Genomic DNA, 14,910 nt, shown 5'->3' on the forward strand with positions numbered 1-14,910 from the left:
CGACAAACTATACCATATTCTATCCCCGAGTTCCTTATATTTATATATTAAAAAGGAAAATGTCCCCGGTGCAACCACCGGGGATAAGTCATGACAATTATATCAGATACGCCCCGCAAACCGCCATTTTGTCCGCTTGCGGGTTTGCAAATTCAGCTTGCGGGTAAGCTCCCGGACGATTCGCCACTGACTTTCGGAAAAGGCCTGCGGGCTGTAGCTCGCCCGTTCGATTTCCCGCAGCAAGCCGTCCAGCGCCGCCTGAAGCTCAGGCTTCTCCAGCTTCCAGCGCGCGAAGGCTTCCCTTAGCGTCTCATCGCCGCTGCGGGAGTAGCCCCTGTGGCGCAGCCGGCGGAGTAGCCGCTGCGTCTCCAGTACGGCCTTCTCGCTCAGCGTCAAAGGCCGGCCCAGACGCAGCCGATAAAACCCGTAGTAGAGCGCGGAACGCAGCCGGTATACGGCCCAGGCCGCAAGGATCGCAAGCGCGCTAAAGGAAATGATCCGCAACGCCTTCGGGCTGATCCAATCCAGCAGCCCGGCATCTTCGGCCGCAGCCCCCCCGCCGGACTGCGTCAGGTCGACGGAAGTCACGATGCTGCCGTCCTCCTGCTCATACATCACCGGCGCGTCAAAGCCGGGAGTCGCCTCGAACGGAATCCAGCCGTAATCGCCGAAATACAGCTCCGCCCACGAATGGGCGTCCGCGTTGTTGACCCGGTAAGCCGTGTCCATTTCTCCAAAACGCTGCATATTTTCGTAATTCGGCTGGGTTCCCGGCGCGTAGCCTTTTACCCACCGCGCCGGAACGCCGAGTGAGCGGGCCATCATCACCATCGATGTCGAGAAGTAATCGCAATAGCCTTGTTTGATTTCGAAGAGGAAGCCGTCCACGAAATCCTCGCTCTCTTTCCGCGACAAGTCCGGCTTATTGGTGTATTCGAAATTTTGCCGGAGATAGGCTTGGAGCAATTCCATTTTCGCATACGGGGTGTCTCCCTCGGCGGTTACCTGCCGGGCCAGCTCGGACACACGTTCCGGAAAATTGCGCGGAATTTGCAAATACTCGTTGGTTTCGGCACCCGCATACAATTCGTCGAAGCTCGCCGCCCGCACTTCTTCAAGCGGAATGAGCGGGATATTCGCCACGACCTTGTATTTTTGCGGATATAAGCGCCTATCCGGTTCGTAACTGCTCGACGCCAGCTCCATAACGGGACTCCAGTGCAGCTCGGCTTCCTTCGGCGCCCACATCATCGTTGCGCTGTTCTCGAAATCCTCATCGAGGATTTCCGCGCCGCCGATGGAATAGCCGCCGAACAGCACGGGATATACTTCCTCATTCTGCATCGTGATCGTTTGCTCGACCCGCATCGTTTCCAGCTTGCCCGGGTCCGGGGTATCCTCCGGCATGAGCACTTCCCCGGTGGAAGGTCCCTCGTAGATATCATATTGGCGGCCTTCCTCTTCCCCGTCGGACCAGCCCTTGCCGGAATAATTCCGTCGCGTTTCCCCGCGCCAGTAGGATCTTACGCTCGTATCGACCGTCATGACCAGGCCGTAGCTGAACTCAAAGCCGCCGCCCAGCTCGGTGTCGTCCCGGCTGTAGCCGGAGATGACTTCGTCCTGAGCCAGGAAGGTGACGGTCCCGCCCACCGAGGCGGCCGCGGGAACCACGCCCCCGCCGCTGCCGCCGGTGCGGTTTTTCCAGGCGGTATAAGGATCGGTCAATACCGGTGATACCGTCGGCATATTGACGCCCAGAAGCAGCACGCAGGCAAAGATGGCGAGAATGTTGGCGCCTATTTTAAGCGGCTGCCTCCATAGCCTGTTCCAGCCGTGCGGGTATTTGAGCTGAAACACCCGGAAATGAAGGCTGACGAGCCAGCCGAGCCCCGCAAAGACCGTCCAGGCGACATTTTGCCATAAATAATAAGGAGTGAAGGAATCCAGAATCGCAAACGCCACCAGGTCAGCGGCCAAAAACAGCAGAACCCTTTTCTTCGAGGTCAATAACTCCAGCGCTATTTCGAATAGCGCCCATGTGCTCAGTGAAAACCATATATACGGCGTAAAATGTTGGGCCATTCCCTGCAATTGATCCGGAAAGAAACGACCTTCGGGGACATATACCCCATAGCCGACCAGAACGATCCGCCAAACGAATAGCACGATTACCGCTTTGAGCAGCCAGCGCCAAACGGCCCGCAGCGGAAGCATTTCGACGGCGGCCACCGTCAGCAATGTCGCGGATGTGATCGAGGTTGTCTGTTTGAGCCATATCGGTTCGGTGAAATCGATCCATTGCAAGGCGATCACCACGAGCCAAAAAACCGAAAAGATCCGGTACCACGAAAAGAGCCCGCGTTCCGGCGACCGTTTCATCATGATTTGCCACCTCCCAGCTTAACCGGAAGATCCTGCAGCGAGGAAACCGCGATTCCCTTCATTCCGCGTTCTTTCAGAGCCGCAATCCAGCCGTCCCCCCGGCCTTCCTTCTCCCCGGAGGCACCGATGCGAATATGGTAAGGCGCCATACGGTGCGATTTGCCCCACCGCATGATTTCCAGCAATTTATCATCGCGCAGCGGGCTGATCAGGATAAAAAATGCGCCGGGAGTGAAATATTCCCGCCCCGACTCCAGCTTGTTCATGTACGAGCCGTATCCGTCCGCATGGACATCGACCAGATGATGCAGCATCCGCTGCCGCTCCAAATATCCTTCCGCCGGGGCGAATCCGCAAAATGTTTTGCCGAGGGTACACAGCCCCATACTGATCCTCTCTCTCGCCCCGTACTCCAATAACGAGGCGGCGGTCGATACGGCCAGTTCGAACTGGGACGGCTGCAAGTAGCTGATCGTGTGCGCATCGAGCACAAGGATCGTCTTCGGCAGCGATTCATGCTCGAACTCCTTTGATTTCCAGGATCCCGTCTTCGCGGTGGCATTCCAATGAATCCGGGATATCCGGTCGCCGTACATATAATCGCGTACACCGTTGATTTGGGTCGTTTCGCGGCGCGACATGGCGATCGCGGTTTCGGGGCCGGCAAGTCGCGAATTGCGGCTCTGTAATTGCCAATGGGGGATGAATACCGTCCGGGGCAAAACGCGGAATTCGCCTCCTGTTTCAAAAACGCCCTTATGCTTCATCAACCCGAAGATATCTTCCGAATAGCACTCCGTCCCGGCAAACATATATCTTCCCCGCTCCAGCGGCGGCGTCTGATACGCGATATGGCTCGCTTTGCCGAATCGGGGAACCACGCTATCCTCGAAAGCCCAGGACTCCCCGTTATGCCTTTTCAACTGCTCCTTGACAATGATGTAAGGGAGCGGCATAAATTTCGGAAGCTGTACCTCGAGCCTGACCTTAATCTGTTCACCGGCTTTGAGCCATCCTCCGTGGTCCTTGTCCTGGGTTAAGGTTCTCGTTCCTTTGATCCGCCGGATTCCGCCCAGGCCGCCTACAAGCCAGTATATAGCCAGTACCGACACCATCGTAAACAGCATCAGCGAGGTTTTACCGCCTTGAAACAAGACGTAAAGCAAACACAACAGCCACAGTAAAGCGACTTTCCAGAAACGGGAGGAGGACAACCCCGACTTACAGGCGTCAATTACCGTCCGCATCGGTTACCGCCCCGCGGAGATCGGCACTTGCACCTGCCGTAAGATTTGTTCCAGCACCCGCTGCGAATTCAAGCTGTCCAGCCGGGATTCGGGGCGCAGCAACATCCGGTGTCCCAGCACATATGGCGCGAGAATCTTCAAATCGTCGGGAAGGACGTAATCCCGTTCGTGCAGAAAAGCAAACGCTTTCGCCGCGGCTAAAAATGCAAGCGAAGCCCGGGGCGAAGCGCCGAGAAGCACCGCTTCATGATTCCGTGTGCGCCGAACGATTTCCAGGAGGTAATCGGTCAGCGATTCGCTGATATGCACCTCGCGGATTTCGCGTTGGACGGCGGCGATCTGCTCCGCGTTCGTCACCGGCTTCAACTGGTCCACAGGCTGGCCCAGGCTATGGCTGTGCAGCATATTTTTTTCGGTCAGGGCATCGGGGTAGCCCATGCCGAGCTTAAGCATGAACCGGTCAAGCTGCGCTTCGGGCAGCATATATGTGCCCTCGAAATCGATCGGGTTCTGCGTGGCGCAGAGCATAAACGGATGCGGCAGCGCATAAGTCGCTCCGTCTACCGTCACGCTGCGCTCCTCCATCACCTCAAGCAGCGCCGATTGGGTCTTGGTCGTGGCCCGGTTGATCTCGTCGGCCAGCAAAATATTGCTCATGACCGGTCCCGGCCGGAACACGAAACGCTCCTCATGCGGATGGAATACCGAAACCCCGGTGATATCGCTGGGCAAAAGATCGGGATTGCATTGAATGCGCCGGTACTCGCCGTCGATCGATTTCGCCAGCGCCTTGATGAGCTGGGTCTTTCCCGTTCCCGGAACATCCTCGATCAGCACATGTCCGCCGGCAAGGAGAGCAGTAAGGAGCAGGTCGATTTCAAACGATTTGCCTAAGATGCATGATTCCAAATTGTCTTTAACGGCGGTTAATATTGCAATGGACTGCTGATTAGCGGGCACGTATTTTCCCTCCAGACATTTGATCATCCTGTACTCGGTCTTGATAATAATGTGTATTTCTTCCTATTGTACATGATGTTAGTCCGAGAAGTACACTCGATCCTTTTTGGAAAGAGGTTGAAGTTTTTCTGCCACCGGCCGTTTAAAAAGCAAAGCAAAAAACCTTCAGCTTGTCGGCTGAAGGCTCCATTGCATAACGGTATGTGTACTGTTTCGGCATTAATTGCCGGATCATCCTTTCGGACGCACCACGAGCGCGGCGAGAAAGGAGAAAATGATCGCCGCGGAAATCCCCGCGCTGGTCACATCAAAGATCCCGGTGATCACCCCGATCCAGCCGTCCCGCTGAAGCTCGGTCAGCGCACCGTGCACCAGCGAATTCCCGAAGCTCGTAATCGGCACCGACGCCCCGGCCCCGGCGAATTTGACCAGCGGATCGTACCATCCGAACGCATCCATCACCGCGCCGATGACAACCAGTGTGCTCATCGTATGCGCGGGAGTGAGTTTGAACACATCGAACATGATTTGCCCGACTACGCAAAACAAGCCGCCAATGACAAACGCCCATAGAAATATCATGCTTTGGCTTCCTCGCTTTCCAGAGCCACCGCATGCGCGATGCACGGAATGCTCTCGCCCTGCTGATAGGACAGCGGGGACAACAGCGCTCCCGTCGCAACGACCAGCACCCGGTTCAGCTCACCTTTTTTGATTTTTTTCAAAATATGCCCGTAAGTGACGACCGCCGAGCATCCGCATCCGCTGCCTCCAGCCATGGCAAAAGGCTGCTTGTCCCGGTCGTAAATCATCAGCCCGCAATCGTTGAGCACCGTCTCGCTCATGGTTACGCCCGCCCGGTTCAAAAGGTCCAGCACAATGGAATGACCGACCGAGGCCAAATCTCCGGTGACGATCAGGTCGTAATCCTCCGGAACCCTGCCCGTGTCGCGAAAATGGGCAACGATCGTATCAGCCGCGGCCGGCGCCATCGCAGCGCCCATATTGAACGGATCCTTGACCCCGAGATCCTGGATCCGGCCGATCGTCGCATGGGTGACGCGCGGGCCGCCCGCCCGGGAGGATACCACCGCCGTGCCGGAGCCGGTGATGGTATACTGCGCCGTCAGGGGCTTTTGCGCCCCGTATTCCGTCGGATAGCGGAACTGCTTCTCCACGGTGCAGTTGTGGCTGGCCGTTCCGGCCAGCGCATAATCCGCTCCGCCGGCATCTACGATCAGGGCGGCCAGAGCCAGGCTCTCCATCGAGGTGGAGCAGGCCCCGAACACGCCCAGGTAGGGGGCGCCGATTCTCCGGGCGGCAAAGGTCGAGCTGATGATCTGGTTCATCAGATCTCCGCCGATAAAAAATTGCAGGTCCGCCCGGGATATCCCCGCATGCGTCAGCGCCAGGGCCGAAGCGTGTTCCATCAGTTTGCGCTCCGCTTTTTCCCAGGTCTTCTCGTCGATCTCCAGGTTGTCGTATACGAAATCGAAATCGCCCGCCAGCGGGCCTTGTCCCTCTTCGGGACCGACGACGGCGGAGGCGCCGATGATGGCCGGCTTCGACTCGAATACCCAGGTTTGCGAGCCGGTCAGCCTCATTAATGCACGCCTCCCAAACCGAAGATGACGTGCACCAGGCCGACTACGAAGGCCGCGACGACGCCGAACACGATGACGGAGCCCGCCAGCTTGAACATATTGGCGCCTACGCCGAGCACAAGGCCTTCCGCCTTCGATTCCAGCGCCGATGAACACATGGAATTCGCGAACCCGGTTACCGGCACCGCCGATCCGGCTCCCGCCCACTGCGCGATTTTATCGTAAACGCCGAACGAAGTGAGGATAACGGAGATGATGATCAGCACGGCCACCGTCGGACTGCTCGCCTCTTTTGACGTCATCCCGGCATAGGACATAAACAGTTGCTGTATGCATTGTCCGATCAGGCAGATCAGGCCTCCCGAGAGAAACGCCTTTAGGCAATTCACAAAAATGTTCGGCTTCGGTTTATGCTTATCGGCAATTTCCTTATAATCCTTTTCGGTCAGCGAAACGGAATTCAACCTCAACCGGGCGCCGGATTTCGTTTTGGTTGGCATACCGCCATTCCCCCTTCTAAACTTGTAAAACCGCAGCTTATAAGCCGGGTTCTTCCTTACGCTGTGTATTCATTATTTGTCAATCGCCCGCTTGTTATGTTTGGTAAATGATCCATCTCCCTTGGACCCGGGCCCGCAACAAAAAAGCAGCGTTTTCCTCTTTGGAAAACGCTGCCGCTCTAAAACGCTTGTCGCCGTTTTAAGATGTTATAGATATTCAAGGATGATGACCAACAGGATAAACAACACCAGGATCAACAGCCAGTCCTTGGAAAATCGTTCCATCATGACTTGCCCCCCTGCCTCCCCGCATTAACGTCACTCGAATGTACCTTGATGCATTATATGAGTCGTTCCAGCCACGGTGCTAAATCAAATGTGGATTTTGCATCATCATTTCGAACATGGACATTCCGTCCGCGCTGGTACATACTATAAAATGACGGAAGGAGAGAACGATGAAATGAACGACAAAACGATGGAATTGTTTAAGCATTTGACCGAGTTTCCGGCCGCTCCCGGCTTTGAGCGCGAGCTTCGGGCTTGGTTTAAGCAACAAATTTCGCCTTTTACGGATGAATTCGTGCAGGACCGCCTGGGCAGCTTGTTCGGCGTCCTGCGCGGCGACGAACAAGGCCCGCGGGTCATGGTCGCCGGCCATTTTGACGAGGTCGGCTTCATTACGACGGGCATAACCGATTACGGAATGGTCCGCTTCCAGCCGATCGGCGGCTGGTGGAGCCAGGCCGTATTGGCGCAGCGCCTGCAGATCATTACGCCGCAAGGCCGGATCGTCGGCGTCGTCGGCTCGACCCCGACGCATCTCCTGGACGAGGCTCAGCGCAGCAAGCCGGTCGATATCAAAACGATGTATCTGGATATCGGGGCGGACAGCCGTGAGCAGGCTGAAGCCGCGGGGATCAGACCTGGGCAGCAGATCGTCCCGATCTGCGAGTTTACGCCGCTCGTCAATCCGAAGAAAATTATGGCCAAAGCTTGGGACAACCGCTACGGCGTCGGTCTTGCCATCGAGCTGCTGGAAGCTCTGCACGGCGAGAAGCTGCCGAATACGCTGTACTGCGGCGCGACCGTTCAGGAAGAGCTCGGCCTCCGCGGCGCGCGGACGGCGGCGAATCTGATCCAGCCCGATATTTTCTTCGGCCTCGACGCCAGCGCCGCGAACGACACGACCGGCGACAAGCAGGCTTTCGGCCAGTTGGGACAAGGGGCCCTGCTGCGCATTTATGATCCGACCATGCTGACCCACCGCGGGCTGCTGGAATATATTCAGGACACGGCCGATACGCACAAGATCAAGTATCAATATTTCGTGTCCCCCGGCGGTACGGATGCCGGACAAGTGCATTTAAGCGGGATCGGGGTTCCTTCCTCGGTCATCGGAATTTGCTCCCGCTATATCCATACCTCGTCCTCGATCATCCATACGGATGATTACGCGGCCGCCAAAGAATTGCTCATCAAGCTGGTTAAAGGTCTTGACCGCACCACGCTGGACACTATATTGGAACGAAGCTGAACGAGCCGGCTTCGTAATGAAAAGGGGCTATTCCTCCAGTTGCGGCTGGAAGAATAGCCCCTATTTCTTCTTATTCTACTTTCCGGTTCGCGGTTACTCCAGCCCAGCATTGCTTCAAAGACTCTTCGGTCCAGCGGATATAATTCGGGTCGGCATAACCCCGGTAAGAGCACTCAATGTATAAAATTAAAGCAAGATATAAATCATAGAGCTCAATCCGCTCCTTTTCCGCTTCGGTGAAGTTCGCCTTCCGGTAGCCTTTACGGAAGGCTGCCATTTCTCCGGCAGACGAACGAAAGTTATATTCCATGAGCGGGTCGCCCCAAAGCGCTCTTTCACAGTCGATTAGAGCGGTGACTCCGGCCCCGTCCACAAATACGTTGCCATCCCATAAGTCCCAATGCACAAGGCTGGGAACGGTTACTTCTTCCAGACTCGCCCTTCGCTCCGCAACCAGGGACAGGATATCTTCATCGCTTGCCGGCAATGTCACCTGGCGATCCCTTGCATCATCCAGCAGGCCCGCAACCATGTCCGCGAACACGTTGGGCCAGCTATCTCCCTGCCGCTCTTCCAGGGCATAATAGCCGAACTTCTCGCCATGAATATCATTTATTTTGCGGCTTAAACGCCCCAATTCTTCTTCAATTTGCCATCGGTCCCCGTCAGGCAGTTGCTGCTTCACTTTATTGTAAGGAATACCTTCGACGTATTCCATGAGAAACCATTCGTTTCCGTTATCCCCGGCCCGATAATAGTAAACTTCGGGCACCGGTATCCCGCCGGCCCCCTTCAGCAGGCGAAGCACTTCCACCTCCGTCCGCATGAGTCCCCGCTCGTAGCCCATCATACCGGCAAATACGGGGGCGACCTTCAACACGGTTTTCATGCCGTCATCCAAGGTAAGGGTATAGGCGGAATTAAACCAGCCGTCCGTCAATTCCTGGGCGGAAACCAACTCCTTCCGTCCGCCGAAGGCCTGATCCACAATCCCCTTTAATTCTTCCTGACTCAAATGTCGCTTGATCGCATTTTCCATCCCGACGTGCCTCCAATACTATAACCGAGTTAAAATAGCAGCCTTTTAGGGCTTATATTCCTCATCATCCGCCGATAATCCTGCCAAATGGCACACCGCTATTTTGCAAGCTGTCTTATAGCAAAAAGGCCGGCCCCCATTAAGGGAGCCGGCGTTGTTTTCGGCCAATCGCGTTTACCGAGCGTTTTCCAAAATGAGAACGCCGCGTCCGGGCACGGTAACCGTTCCCGAAACGGTATCCCCGCTAAGCAATTCTTTCCTGGAATCCGTTCCAATCTCTACAGCGGCAGCGTCGGCATTGTGATTCAGCAGGAAGAGGAACTCCTTCCCGTCCTTCACACGACGCGCCGCTTCCACGCCGGCAGGCGCATCAAGTAGAGGCTTGATGCCCTTTTCCTCGCACAGATTGGCGAGAAAACCTTGCAGGAACGACGGTGCCGGGCTGCTGGCCACGTAGTAGGCGCGGCCGGAACCGAAGTTGTTCACGGTCAGCACCGGCATGCCTTTATAGAAATCGGAGCCGTATTCGGCGAGCACTTCGGCCCCTTCGGAATGGATAAGATCGCAGAGCAAGCCGCATTCAAATTGGCCGTCCAGTTCGCCCCATGCCTGCTTCATGACGATCTGGTTCTTTTGATCCGGGAACAGCGCGTCGATCTCTTCCGCCCAGATGCCGAGCACGGACCGCAATTCTCCGGGATATCCGCCCGTCGTCACGAGATCGTTCTCGTTCACGATGCCGCTGAAGAAGGTCGTGACGAAGGTGCCGCCGGCGGCGACGAATTCCTCCACTTTTTTGGCGAAACCGGGTTTGACCATGTACATGACCGGCGCAATCACAATTTCGTATTTGCCGAAATCCTCTTCCACGGAGATCATATCGCTCTCCACATGCATTTGGAACAAGGCATCATAGTATTTATGAACCTCGTCCACATAATTCAGGGCGATCGTCGGGCCGCTGGTCAATTCGGTGGCCCAGCGGTTCTCCCAATCGTAGACGATCCCGATCTTGGCCTCCGTCCGGGCGTCCAGCAGCGTATCGCCCAGCTGCTCCAGTTCCCGGCCGAGCTCGGCGCATTCGCGGAAGACGCGGGTATGCTCATGGCCGACATGCTCGATGACGGCGCCATGGTATTTCTCGCAGGCCCCGATCGAGCGGCGCAGCTGGAAGAACAGCACCGTGTCCGCACCGCGCGCCACCGCCTGGTAGCTCCACAGCCGCATGACGCCCGGGCGCTTAAGGGAGTTGTACGGCTGCCAGTTTTGCTGGCTCGGCGTTTGCTCCATGAGCATGAACGGATCCCCGCCCTTCAGACCGCGCATCAGATCATGCGTCATCGCCGTAAAGCTGACCGGCGTATCGAGCGACGGATAATTGTCCCACGACACGATATCCATATATTTGGCCCACTCGAAATAGTTAAGCTCCGGATAGAAGCCCATCAGGTTGGTCGTTACCGGAATATTCGGCGTATGCTTCTTGATCTCCTCATACTCCAATCTGTAGCACTCCAGCAGGCTGTGGGACATAAATCTGCGATAATCCAGCGAGATCCCCTGGAAATTGGTACGGTTGCCGTTCCATTCTTCGCTCAGTTCGCTTGGCGGGACGATCTCTTCCCAATCGTAGAACGTATGGCCCCAGAACCGGGTATTCCAGGCTTTGTTCAGCGTGTCCAGGCTGCCGTAACGTTCCTTCAGCCAATTGCGGAATCCGGCCGCGCAGTTGTCGCAGTAGCAGTAACCGCCGTATTCATTGGAGATGTGCCAGATCACCAAGCCCGGATGATCCTTATAGCGTTCGGCCAGTTTCCCCGCCATGCGGGCGGAATACTTGCGGTAGGTCGGCGAATTCGGACAGGAATTGTGGCGTCCGCCGAATTTGCGTTTTCTTCCCTGCACGTCGACCCGGGTGACGTCCGGATATTTTCTCGCCATCCAGGCGGGGTGAGCGCCCGTGCTCGTCGCCAGGCAGACGTACACTCCGCTCTTGTAAAGCCGGTCCATCGTCTCGTCCAGTTGGGAGAAATTGTATGTGTCTTCATCCGGCTGATTGAGCGCCCAGGAAAATACGTTGACGGTCGCCACATCGATCCCGGCCAGCTTGAACATCCGCTCGTCCTCTTTCCAAATCTCCGCATCCCATTGCTCGGGGTTATAATCCCCGCCGTACCATATTTTAGGCAGCTTGTCATTGATCACTGCAAATACACATCCTTTAGAAAGTGATATAATTATATTACCATTGTAAATTCGAAAGTAAGTCCGTTGAAATATAATATTATTGATATTGCATATAATAATATGGAACTATAAGGAGGCTCCAAATCTATGCAGATGCCGGCCTACCGCCGCTTTGTCTTCTCCCCTTCGGGAAACCCGCATCTCCCCCTGTTGGTCGAGAGTATCGGATACAATCCGAATCAGGAAAAAGTCTCCCGCCCGGAAGGATATCCTTGCTATCACTGGATTCAAACGGAAACCGGCGAAGGCATGCTGACTTACGGAAACGAATCGGTCCTCCTGGAGGCGCAAACCGGGCTTTTGCTGCCGCCGGGAATGCCCCATGCCTACGAAGCGTCCGACGGCAAGGGCTGGAGCACCTATTACCTGACCTTCGGCGGAGAAGCGGCGAGCCATATTTTATCGGCATTTGCCATTCGCGAGCCGGCCTTTTTCCGCTGGGAGCCGGACTCGCCGCACACCCCGCTGCTCGGAGCCATGCTGGAACGGCTCGATCGCGGCAACGACCCGTTCGGTTTGGAGATCTCTTCCGACACCTATCGCTTCCTCGGGCTTCTGGGCAAATTCGGACAAGCCAGCAGCATATCGGTTACCCGCAATATGGAGAAGCTGGAGCCTTTACTCCGGTGGATGGGAATCCATTACGGCAATCCGGATATCGGGCTGGATACCCTCGCGGAGGTGCTCGGGATATCCGGAAGGCATTTAAGCAAGCTCTTTCGCCTCACCTTCGGCCTTTCTCCCTACGCTTATCTCGTCCAGATGCGTATTCACAAGGCCAAAGAACGCCTGGCCGGGAGCACGGACTCCACCGTGACTAGCATAGCCGAGGAAACGGGATTTCGCGATGCCAGCCACTTTGTCGCCACCTTCCGCAAGCATACCGGCATGACGCCGCAGCAGTTTCGGAAGCTGCATTAAAAAACAAAAAGCTGTCCGAGAGGACGGTAAGAGCCTCTTGGACAGCCTGGACTATTTCGATTGTTTATTTCACTGTGATGACATACGTCTCTCCCGGCTCCGTTTGGAACTGCCCGTTGTCAACCGGCAGAATCGTCCCGTCCGTTTTAGCGATGATGAGCGGCTGCGTATAGCGCACGGTGCACCATCCGCTGTAGGAAGCGGTAATCCGCGCCTCCGTCAGGCGGCCGTCATTCCAAACGGCGCCGACTGTATACCCGCCTCTGGCTCTAAGCCCGTTGACACTCCCCGACGGCCAGGCTTTCGGCAGGGCGGGCAAGAGATCGATCCCGTCCCGGTGGCTTTGCACCAGCATCTCGGCCATCCCGGCAGTTCCGCCGAAATTGCCGTCGATTTGAAACGGCGGATGATCGTCGAACAAATTCGGATAGGTCGAGCGGGACAGAAGCGTGTTCACGAACCGGTACGCGCTCTCTCCCTCTCCCAGCCGCGCATACAGATTGATCAGCCAAGCGCAGCTCCAGCCCGTATGACCGCCGCCGTTGCCGATCCGGCTCGACAACGATTTGCGGGCGGCTTCGGCAAGCTCCGGCGTACCTTCCGGCGTAATTTGATCGCCGGGATACAAACCGTACAGATGCGAGACATGCCGGTGCCCCGGCTCGGCTTCCGCGAAATCTTCCCGCCATTCCTTGAGCCGGCCGTCGGGGCCGATTTCCGGCTTGGCCATCTTCTCCAGCGTTTCCTCAAGAAGGCGGGACCACTCGGAATCGATGCCAAGCACGTCCGCCGCTTGAATGCAATGCTGGAACAATTCCCGGATGAGCGACAAATCCATCGTCGATCCGGCGGATACGCTGCACGGCTCTCCTTCCTCCGTAAGGAATTTATTCTCCGGCGAAGTCGACGGGGCGGTGACCAGTTCGCCGTTCGGAGCCGGGACGAGCCAGTCCAAACAAAACTCCGCCGCTCCCTTCATCAGCGGATAGGCGGTATCCCGCAGGAAGGCTTCATCCGGCGCAAAAGCGTAATGCTCCCAAAGATGACGGCTGAGCCATACCCCGCTCATCGGCCAGAACGCCCAACTCGCATCGCCGTCGCTCGGCGTGGACATCCGCCACAGATCGACGTTATGATGCGCGGTCCAGCCGCGGGCTCCGTAATGAATCCGCGCCGTTCTCGCCCCCGTAACGCTCAAATCCGCGATCAGCCCGAACAGCGGCTCATGACACTCGCTTAAATTGCAAACCTCCGCATGCCAGTAATTCATTTCCGTATTGATGTTTGTCGTATAGTTGCTGTTCCACGGCGGCTGCATATGCGGATTCCAGACGCCCTGCAAATGAGCCGGCTGTGTGCCCGGTCTGGAGCTGGCCATCAGCAAATAACGACCGTATTGGAAGTAAAGTGCTTCCAGTGCCGGGTCGCTTGTTCCTGTTTGATAGAGCTTCAAGCGTTCGTCGGTCGGAAGCGCGATGTTCTCCGTACCGCCCAAATCCAGCTTCATGCGGCCAAACAGGTCCCGATGCTCCTCGATATGGCGCTGCCGCAGCTTATCATATCCAAGACGCGCCGCCTTCTCCAACGCCGCCGTGCACTTCTCGGCCGCCGCAGCGGGCCCGAGCGGCATTCTCTCATGTCCGGCAAAGTCGGTCGCCGCGGCCAGCAGCACGGTTACCGATTTCGCCCCGCTGACGGCGATCCGCCCTTGCTCGATGGCAAGGGTTCCCCCCTCATGCCAAACGGAGATGCGCGTTTCAAACGACAATCCGCGGCCTTCCTCGTAAAGGATCGACTGCGGATGATCGCCGAGGTAATTATCGGCGATATGACTGGGGGCACTGCCCCTCATGATCAAATCGCCCGCATGACCCGTATCGCAAATCTCGTGCTTCAGCGGAGAATCCAAAGAAATAATCAGGTTCAGCTTTGCTTCCGATTCCGATACCATCCGCAGCGCCAATACCTGGTCGGGTACGCTGACAAATACTTCACGGATAAACCTGGTATTTCCCCGGGTATAAACCACACCGGCAATACCGGTTTCCAAATCAAGATCCCGATAGTATTCCGTGGATGCTTCTTCCCCGGCATGCTCTATTTTTAAATTGCCCAGCGGCTGATAGGATTCCGTCCGCCGTCCAAGCATCTTCGCATTCATCAGTTGCTCCGCTTCTTTATATTTCCCGGAAAATATCAGCTCCCGTGACCGCTGCAAATGCCGCAAAGCATCATAGTTTTGCGTATCCCGGGGATAACCGGACCAAAGGGTGTCCTCGTTAAGCGCGATCAATTCGGATTGATCGCCGCCGTACACCATGCCGCCAATCCGCCCGTTTCCGACCGGCAGGGCCTCTTCCCAGCGGGAAGCGGGCAATTTGTACCATAGCTTCCATAACAGATTTTCCTTGTCCTTATCCGTCATCTTCCTGCCTCCATTCCCTGAAGAAATTAACAGAAAAGGCCCGAATCA

General features: G+C 56.3%; 11 protein-coding genes. 2 read left to right on the forward strand and 9 right to left on the reverse strand.

What is annotated here, in order from left to right; translation table 11 throughout:
- Positions 1 to 102 precede the first annotated feature (102 nt).
- The 6 genes from V3851_RS03335 to spoVAC all read right to left on the reverse strand — a co-directional run bounded on the left by V3851_RS03335 (position 103) and on the right by spoVAC (position 6,693).
- Entirely contained in the window at positions 103 to 2,382 is a 2,280-nt protein-coding gene (locus tag V3851_RS03335; RefSeq protein WP_331845051.1) for a transglutaminase TgpA family protein, read from the reverse strand.
- On the reverse strand, positions 2,379 to 3,629 hold the full coding sequence (locus V3851_RS03340; RefSeq protein WP_331845052.1) for a DUF58 domain-containing protein: 1,251 nt from the start codon (positions 3,627 to 3,629) through the stop codon (positions 2,379 to 2,381). Before V3851_RS03340 ends, V3851_RS03335 begins: the two co-directional genes overlap by 4 nt.
- Positions 3,630 to 3,632: 3 nt before the next feature.
- A complete protein-coding gene (locus tag V3851_RS03345) occupies positions 3,633 to 4,589 on the reverse strand; it encodes an AAA family ATPase (protein WP_331845053.1) in 957 nt (318 codons plus the stop codon).
- Positions 4,590 to 4,820: 231 nt separating this feature from the next.
- A complete protein-coding gene (gene spoVAE, locus V3851_RS03350) occupies positions 4,821 to 5,171 on the reverse strand; it encodes a stage V sporulation protein AE (RefSeq protein ID WP_331845054.1) in 351 nt (116 codons plus the stop codon).
- A complete protein-coding gene (gene spoVAD / locus V3851_RS03355; protein WP_331845055.1) occupies positions 5,168 to 6,193 on the reverse strand; it encodes a stage V sporulation protein AD in 1,026 nt (341 codons plus the stop codon). The genes spoVAE and spoVAD overlap by 4 nt, the downstream gene beginning before the upstream one ends.
- The gene (gene spoVAC, locus V3851_RS03360; protein ID WP_331845056.1) at positions 6,193 to 6,693 is read right to left on the reverse strand and encodes a stage V sporulation protein AC; all 501 of its coding nucleotides are present in this window, start codon (positions 6,691 to 6,693) and stop codon (positions 6,193 to 6,195) included. The genes spoVAD and spoVAC overlap by 1 nt, the downstream gene beginning before the upstream one ends.
- 463 nt (positions 6,694 to 7,156) lie before the next feature.
- Between spoVAC and V3851_RS03365 the strand changes: the two genes are divergently transcribed.
- On the forward strand, positions 7,157 to 8,230 hold the full coding sequence (locus V3851_RS03365; protein ID WP_331845263.1) for a M42 family metallopeptidase: 1,074 nt from the start codon (positions 7,157 to 7,159) through the stop codon (positions 8,228 to 8,230).
- Positions 8,231 to 8,300: 70 nt separating this feature from the next.
- Here the strand turns inward: V3851_RS03365 and V3851_RS03370 are convergent, their stop codons facing one another.
- Both V3851_RS03370 and V3851_RS03375 read right to left on the reverse strand, forming a co-directional pair.
- The gene (locus V3851_RS03370) at positions 8,301 to 9,269 is read right to left on the reverse strand and encodes a phosphotransferase family protein (protein WP_331845057.1); all 969 of its coding nucleotides are present in this window, start codon (positions 9,267 to 9,269) and stop codon (positions 8,301 to 8,303) included.
- A 174-nt stretch (positions 9,270 to 9,443) separates the two neighbouring features.
- Positions 9,444 to 11,474, reverse strand: a complete 2,031-nt coding sequence (locus V3851_RS03375; protein ID WP_331845058.1) for a beta-galactosidase — start codon at positions 11,472 to 11,474, stop codon at positions 9,444 to 9,446.
- 129 nt (positions 11,475 to 11,603) lie between these two features.
- Between V3851_RS03375 and V3851_RS03380 the strand changes: the two genes are divergently transcribed.
- On the forward strand, positions 11,604 to 12,437 hold the full coding sequence (locus V3851_RS03380; RefSeq protein WP_331845059.1) for an AraC family transcriptional regulator: 834 nt from the start codon (positions 11,604 to 11,606) through the stop codon (positions 12,435 to 12,437).
- Positions 12,438 to 12,501: 64 nt separating this feature from the next.
- On the opposite strand, the gene V3851_RS03385 is transcribed toward V3851_RS03380, so the two are convergent.
- Positions 12,502 to 14,862: a glycoside hydrolase family 95 protein gene (locus V3851_RS03385; protein WP_331845060.1), complete on the reverse strand. Its 2,361-nt coding sequence runs from the start codon at positions 14,860 to 14,862 to the stop codon at positions 12,502 to 12,504.
- Between the last annotated feature and the right edge of the window lie 48 nt (positions 14,863 to 14,910).

Source organism: Paenibacillus haidiansis (genome assembly GCF_036553665.1).
GTDB classification, from domain to species: Bacteria; Bacillota; Bacilli; order Paenibacillales; family Paenibacillaceae; genus Fontibacillus; species Fontibacillus haidiansis.

Bases quoted from the DNA above. Each gene is read 5' to 3' on its own strand.
- V3851_RS03335 (WP_331845051.1), bottom strand. From the start codon at position 2,382: ATGATGAAACGGTCGCCGGAACGCGGGCTCTTTTCGTGGTACCGGATC.
- spoVAC (WP_331845056.1), bottom strand. From the start codon at position 6,693: ATGCCAACCAAAACGAAATCCGGCGCCCGGTTGAGGTTGAATTCCGTT.
- V3851_RS03380 (WP_331845059.1), top strand. From the start codon at position 11,604: ATGCAGATGCCGGCCTACCGCCGCTTTGTCTTCTCCCCTTCGGGAAAC.
- spoVAD (WP_331845055.1), bottom strand. From the start codon at position 6,193: ATGAGGCTGACCGGCTCGCAAACCTGGGTATTCGAGTCGAAGCCGGCC.
- V3851_RS03370 (WP_331845057.1), bottom strand. From the start codon at position 9,269: ATGGAAAATGCGATCAAGCGACATTTGAGTCAGGAAGAATTAAAGGGG.
- V3851_RS03365 (WP_331845263.1), top strand. From the start codon at position 7,157: ATGAACGACAAAACGATGGAATTGTTTAAGCATTTGACCGAGTTTCCG.
- V3851_RS03340 (WP_331845052.1), bottom strand. From the start codon at position 3,629: ATGCGGACGGTAATTGACGCCTGTAAGTCGGGGTTGTCCTCCTCCCGT.
- spoVAE (WP_331845054.1), bottom strand. From the start codon at position 5,171: ATGATATTTCTATGGGCGTTTGTCATTGGCGGCTTGTTTTGCGTAGTC.
- V3851_RS03385 (WP_331845060.1), bottom strand. From the start codon at position 14,862: ATGACGGATAAGGACAAGGAAAATCTGTTATGGAAGCTATGGTACAAA.